This is a genomic window from Erythrobacter sp. (genome assembly GCF_038133525.1).
In the GTDB taxonomy this organism is placed as follows: Bacteria; Pseudomonadota; Alphaproteobacteria; order Sphingomonadales; family Sphingomonadaceae; genus Qipengyuania.
In genome coordinates this window covers 1-5,611 of record NZ_JAYPTL010000051.1, presented here as the reverse complement: position 1 = coordinate 5,611, position 5,611 = coordinate 1, and the positions used below count along the sequence as shown (strand labels likewise).

At 57.7% G+C, this 5,611-nt stretch carries 6 protein-coding genes; 3 read left to right on the top strand and 3 right to left on the bottom strand.

Features of this window, described 5'->3' with window-relative positions; all coding sequences use genetic code 11:
* From AAFM29_RS12875 to AAFM29_RS12865, 3 genes are all read left to right on the top strand, one after another.
* Positions 1 to 834 (top strand): C-terminal helicase domain-containing protein (locus AAFM29_RS12875; protein ID WP_341713202.1); only part of this gene is annotated, 834 nt, incomplete at its 5' end.
* The gene (locus tag AAFM29_RS12870; protein WP_006832454.1) at positions 834 to 1,268 is read left to right on the top strand and encodes an EcoRII N-terminal effector-binding domain-containing protein; all 435 of its coding nucleotides are present in this window, start codon (positions 834 to 836) and stop codon (positions 1,266 to 1,268) included. The genes AAFM29_RS12875 and AAFM29_RS12870, both read left to right, overlap by 1 nt.
* 103 nt (positions 1,269 to 1,371) lie before the next feature.
* Positions 1,372 to 2,895: a hypothetical protein gene (locus tag AAFM29_RS12865; RefSeq protein ID WP_341713201.1), complete on the top strand. Its 1,524-nt coding sequence runs from the start codon at positions 1,372 to 1,374 to the stop codon at positions 2,893 to 2,895.
* A gap of 24 nt (positions 2,896 to 2,919) precedes the next feature.
* On the opposite strand, the gene AAFM29_RS12860 is transcribed toward AAFM29_RS12865, so the two are convergent.
* From AAFM29_RS12860 to AAFM29_RS12850, 3 genes are all read right to left on the bottom strand, one after another.
* On the bottom strand, positions 2,920 to 3,369 hold the full coding sequence (locus AAFM29_RS12860) for a DNA mismatch endonuclease Vsr (protein WP_259963187.1): 450 nt from the start codon (positions 3,367 to 3,369) through the stop codon (positions 2,920 to 2,922).
* Positions 3,362 to 4,594 (bottom strand): DNA (cytosine-5-)-methyltransferase, encoded by a 1,233-nt coding sequence (gene dcm, locus AAFM29_RS12855; RefSeq protein ID WP_259963188.1) that lies wholly within the window; start codon positions 4,592 to 4,594, stop codon positions 3,362 to 3,364. Before dcm ends, AAFM29_RS12860 begins: the two co-directional genes overlap by 8 nt.
* A 115-nt stretch (positions 4,595 to 4,709) precedes the next feature.
* The coding region (locus tag AAFM29_RS12850) for a HipA domain-containing protein (RefSeq protein ID WP_341713200.1) at positions 4,710 to 5,611 on the bottom strand (902 nt) is incomplete at its 5' end.

The window sequence follows — 5,611 nt, the reverse complement described above, 5'->3', positions numbered from 1 at the left end:
TCCGAGGAATCGGCAAAGAATCTGGCTCGTCTGACCGATCCCGTTGTTCTCTGCCGAAAAGTGAGGGATGTCGCCGGCGATCTTCCGGAGCGCATCGATATCGATCTGCCACTCGAACTCGGCGATGAGCTTTCCCGGCGTTATGATGAAGTACTGGCCGAGACGCTTGAGAAGTACCCTGTGGCAGGCAATCTCGTCGCGACAGGTCAGTTGCAGCTCTTCTGCGCCCATCCCTGGCTGCAGGGATCGGGCGATCCCGAGAGGGATCAGGATGCTGGGATCAATCCGTCAGCCGGAATGCCGCTCTTCACACCGAAGGTGGAGCGCGCAATCGCCATTCTCGAAGAGGCGTTCAGGAGCGGACGCAAGGTTCTGATCTTCGCAATTTTCAATAGCTGTGGCGAGATTCTCCGTGAGGCTGCACAGGGACGGCTGCCGGATGCATACTGGGGGGCGATCAACGGGGGCACGCCGCAGGAGGAGCGGCAGGCAATCGTTGACGCATTCTCCTGCCACGATGGGCCGGGCTGCCTTGTACTCAATCCAAAAGCGGCGGGTGCCGGACTTAATATAACAGCTGCAACGGTAGTCATTCACTTCACCCAGGCATGGAACCCTGCACTTGAATCCCAGGCAAGCGCCCGCGCGCACCGACGCGGGCAGACCGAACCTGTCTATATCTACCGGCTGTTTTACGAGGACACGGTCGAACGGGTGATGATTGACCGATCTCAGTGGCGCCGCGAACTTGGCAACGAAGCAGTCCCGGTATCAACACGTGATGCAGATGATCTAAGGCGGGCCCTTTCCATCCGGCCTGGCGGAGAAAATTGATGGGCAGTCAGACTTATGAGAAGCCGCTGACGGCGAACGATACCGGAGAAACCGGAGGTCATCAGGCAGGAATACACATACCGAAATCACAGACGGATCTGATTGCGCTGCTTCCGTTTCTTGATCCTGCGCAGAAGAACCCCGATGCATGGCTGGAAATGACGGACGACGCGGGGGTGACGTGGCGCTTCCGCTATATCTACTACAACAACAGGCTTCATGATGAAGGCGGGACAAGGGACGAGTACCGCATCACCCATATGACCAAGTTCTTCCGCGCTGTTGGCGCGACGGAAGGCGATGTACTCGTGCTTACCGGATCTCCGGGAAGTCTAACCTATTCTGTGTCAGTCCGGAGGGATGAGGCACCTCAAGGCGAGGAGGCAAGCGCACCGGTGAGGGTCCGCCTGAAAGGCTGGCGTCGTGTACATTAGAGAAACCGGAGAGCCGACAGATCCGACAGGCGCGCAGCACCAAGATAGCATCCGGCAACCTCGATCGGTGGATGATCTCCCGATCGGCGTCCTTCACCTTGGTGTGAAGACTGCAACGCTGGAGAGGGCCGGTTTCCGCACCGTCGGCGATCTCGCGAACGTGACCCGGGAGCAGATCATCAGGATTCCCACAGTTGGCTGGCGTACAGCCGATCTGCTCAGTGAAAACCGGCAAGCGCTTATTGATGCTTCGGATGCTGAGACGGGCACTGACTGGGACGGGTACTGCGAAACAACGCGTATCCCGCTTCTGCCGCATGAGGGTCGGCCGCGTTCAGGTAAAGACTTTCTGGCTTCCCTTCCGGACTTTCTCGCCGAGGTCGCCGACAATCTTGCTGACGAGACCTTCTCGGCAATTCTTCGCGAACGCATCTGTCAGCCCCCGGAACGGCAGAAGACGCTTGATGAGATAGCTGCGACAACCAGCCCTCCGGTCACCCGCGAAAGGATCCGGCAAAAGGAGAAGAAGCTGCTAGGCCAGCTGACCGGCGGGCTACTCAACGACACCTATGGAACGCTGGGAATACATTTCCGTCCGGAGTTTTCGATCTGGTGGAAGCGGGCTGCAGACCGTCTTTCCCATCTTGAGGAAATCGAGTTCACAGATCTCGTGGAAGCCCTCTCCGCTGAATGGGAGGTTCCCAATCATGCGGTCATAACACAGCTCCCAATCATCCTTGCGATCGTCACCGGTGAACCGCAGATGTCCGGTGAATTCCGTGCAGCGAGTCGTGTCGATCCCCGGCTTTTCGGCAATCTGAGAGGGGAAGTGCTCGAGCTGCCACTGAACCGACTCAGACTGGGCAGATACGCTGAGCGACTGGCTGAAGCCGGATCAGAAACCGTAGGTGATATCGTCGTGAGGTTGCGCGCCGGCAGCCTGGGGGCAAGAGGAGGAAAGGCAGCTGAGGTGGCTGCGATGCATGCAAATCAGCTGGCCTCCTGCCTCCGCGACGATGGTCTGATCGACTGGCAGTCATACCGGACAGCCAACGCACTCAGCTGTCTGCCAGCCTCGCCAACGGTCAATGCCGCTGAGTTTGTCGCCACGCTTCGCGAGACCGTCTGTGACTTGCTGACCGCGTGCCGCATTACGAAGCGCGCGTCCGAAATTTACCGTCTCAGGACGAGCCGCACTCTTGGAAGCCAGATGACACTGCAGGCTGTTGCCGACGCCCTCGATACCCATCTACCGACGGTCAAACGCGAAGAAACGGTGTTTCTGAGTTTTTTGAATGGAGTGCTGATCGGTCACGACTTCAGCAAGCTGCCTGTATGGCTGGATGACCTCTGGCTGGAATACTGGGACGAAGCCCGGGCCAGCTACGAAATTGCCCGGGACAACTACGGAGAATTCTCGGAGAATCTTGCCTGGAAATGGCGACTGACGGTGCGCGACATCGGCAAAGCAGCACCAACGATCTGGGCAGTGCTGAGCGGCTATCCGAACGACAGACGCTCTAAGCGAGCCATCAGCAAAGCTCCCGTCGTGAACCCGATTATTGATCCGGACCCTCAGTTACCTGCCGGTAGGATCCGGCTCCGTGGCTTCCGGCGGGTGCATTGACGAGGCACGCATGGATTTTACATCCTAGCCTCTGATTTCCAGCAGTAGCTCATCACCCCTGAGCCAGGATGTCAGCCGCGTCAGAAGTTCCTTCAGTTCAATTCTGCTCTTTCCCTTGAGCGCGCACTCCCAGACGGTGGCAATGCGCCATCCTTCCGAAAGCAGCGCTGATCCGACAACCTTGTCCCGCTCTTGATTGGCGCTAATCTTCGCCGCCCAGAATTCGGTACGTGTACCTGGAAGCCGGAACAAATGGCAATCATGACCATGCCAGAAGCAGCCGTGCACAAAGATAACTGCATGAAACCGGCTGAGTACGATGTCGGGCTTGCCGGGCAGATCCTTCCGGTTGACCCTGAAGCGATAGCCCTGCCGGTGAAGGCCACTCCGAATCAGAAGTTCAGGCTTCGTGTCCCTTCCCCTGATAGCCGCCATGTTACGGCTTCTCGTCGCGGGATCATGGACGTCAGGCATACTCCCGGACAGCCACCTCATCGTTCGGGGCTGCTTCCCGGGTTATATGCGGACGCATGATCCTTGCGACCTCGCTAAACACCGGCACTGCCACCGAGTTACCGAACTGCTTGTACGCCTGCGTATCGGAAACAGGGATCCGGAACGTGTCGGGAAAACCCATCAGCCTTGCGCATTCCCTCGGGGTAAGCCGTCGGGGATTCTTGCGTCCCTTTTGCTGCACAAGAATTTCAGAGCCATCCTTGTAATAGCGCGCTGAGAGCGTTCTGCAGGTGTCGTCCGGGCCTACGAGCCCGTAGCCAAAGCCATTTCCCGCTGCGCGATGCTTGGCTGAGTAATCACGGAGATATTTCCAGAGGTGATCGCTCAGAGTGTATTTGGCGCTGACCTTTGCCAGATCCCCTTCCGTATAGTGCGATTCTGCTGTTTCACTGCCGTTCTCGGGATGCAGTACCGATCGCATCCGCGCTTCGCCTTCAACCGGAAGCTTCAAGTCCGCCCAGTCGAATCCACTTTTTTCGCGGAAGCCAACGAGCACGATCCGTTCACGGTTCTGGGGAAGAAAATGACGTGCGTTTAGAACGCGAACATGGAGCTCGTATCCGAGGTCTTTCTCCAAAATCTTGCGAATGACCTCGAAGGTCCGTCCTTTGTCGTGGCTTTTCAGATTCTTCACGTTCTCAAGCAGGAATGCGCGTGGTCTGTGAGCCTTCAGGATCCGTGCAACATCGAAGAACAGCGTTCCCTGAGCCTCGTCAAGGAACCCATGCTTCCGGCCCAGTGCATTCTTTTTTGACACCCCGGCGATTGAGAATGGCTGACAAGGAAAGCCTGCCAGCAGAACGTCATGCTCAGGAATCTCATCGACGGGGACTTTGGTAATATCGCCGGCGATCGGGCGGTTGTCCGGATAGTTGGAGTGATAAGTAAGCTGTGCATATTTGTCCCATTCAGACGTGAATACGCAGCGGCCGCCTATGCTATCAAAAGCCCGGCGAAGTCCTCCTATGCCGGCAAAGAGATCAATGAATGTGAACCCCCTCGCATTTGTGTGTGTCGGGACGGTTTCGGCTCGCTCACGCAGCCAGTCGAGCACGACTTTGCGAGGTCTGATTTGTCCGGACTCCCAGCGGAAAATCTCCCGTTCGGAGTAACCCAGTTTTTCTGCGAGTTCGTCGGTCGAGAGCCCGGCCCGGCAGCGTAAAATTCGGAACTCAGATTGCATATGTCTGCCTTGGGTAATTGTAGGGACGGGATGTCATGAAAATTCCCCACCGACAAGTGCAAGCATTGCAGTTTCAACAAGCAACTGGAGGTGATCGCCCGGACCTGCCGGCGTCTCAGCCGATATCGCGGAATCCGCGCCTGGCCTTCCGTGCCATGTCGGCTTCGACTCCGGCGGTATTGCAGTGCCTGTTCCAGTTACTGACTGCGGCCCGGATCGTGTCGATGATCGACCTGGTCTCAGCAGGTTTCAGGTCAGCAAACCGTCCGAATTCCAGCAGATCGTCGACTTCGAAGTCGTCGGTCTTGCCAGCCAGAGACATCTGATGCTCGTTGGTCCAGTCCCCTTTGGGATTGTAGGCGTACACGACATCGAATGCCGGTGAGAGGCTCCAGCGACCCGAGCCATCCATTAGGAAAGCGATGTTCTTGGTGTGGTCGTCCTGGTTGCGGATGAAGACATTGAGCAGCGCGCGGCGCACCTGCTCCTTGATCGCATCGCGTCCGAGACCGAGCATGCGGATGGTCTCGATCGCCTGCTCGTAGCTATATGCCCGAGCGAGGTTGAAATCGAAATGGCGCATCGCGCAAAGCGACTGCATGTGGAGCTTTTTGCCGTCAGGCGTGCGGTCGAAGCGCTGGGTCATGAAATGTGCCCGCCCGCCTTCTTCGTGCAGGCGAGAGCGAGCCATGTCGATGCCAGCCTCTCGGGCTAGCAGATAGCAGGCGTACTCAAGCCGGCCGAAGCCCATCGGGTCGGCAATTTCCTTGTCAGCATTGCCCGACACGCCGTCGAACTTGACGAGCCATTGCGTATAGCCTGGCCCTGCAGTCAGCTGCCCTGAATGGAAATCTCCGGTCTCCTCATTCCAGGCGAGGACGGCCTTGGCCCGGGCGCCACCAGCAGAGGTGCCGACACGCAGGATCTCTTGAAGTGCGCGATGATCATCTTCACCCTTGAGCACACCGGCCAGTTCTTCACGCGCAGCAATGACCCTGTTGGCGAGCTCGACAAGCG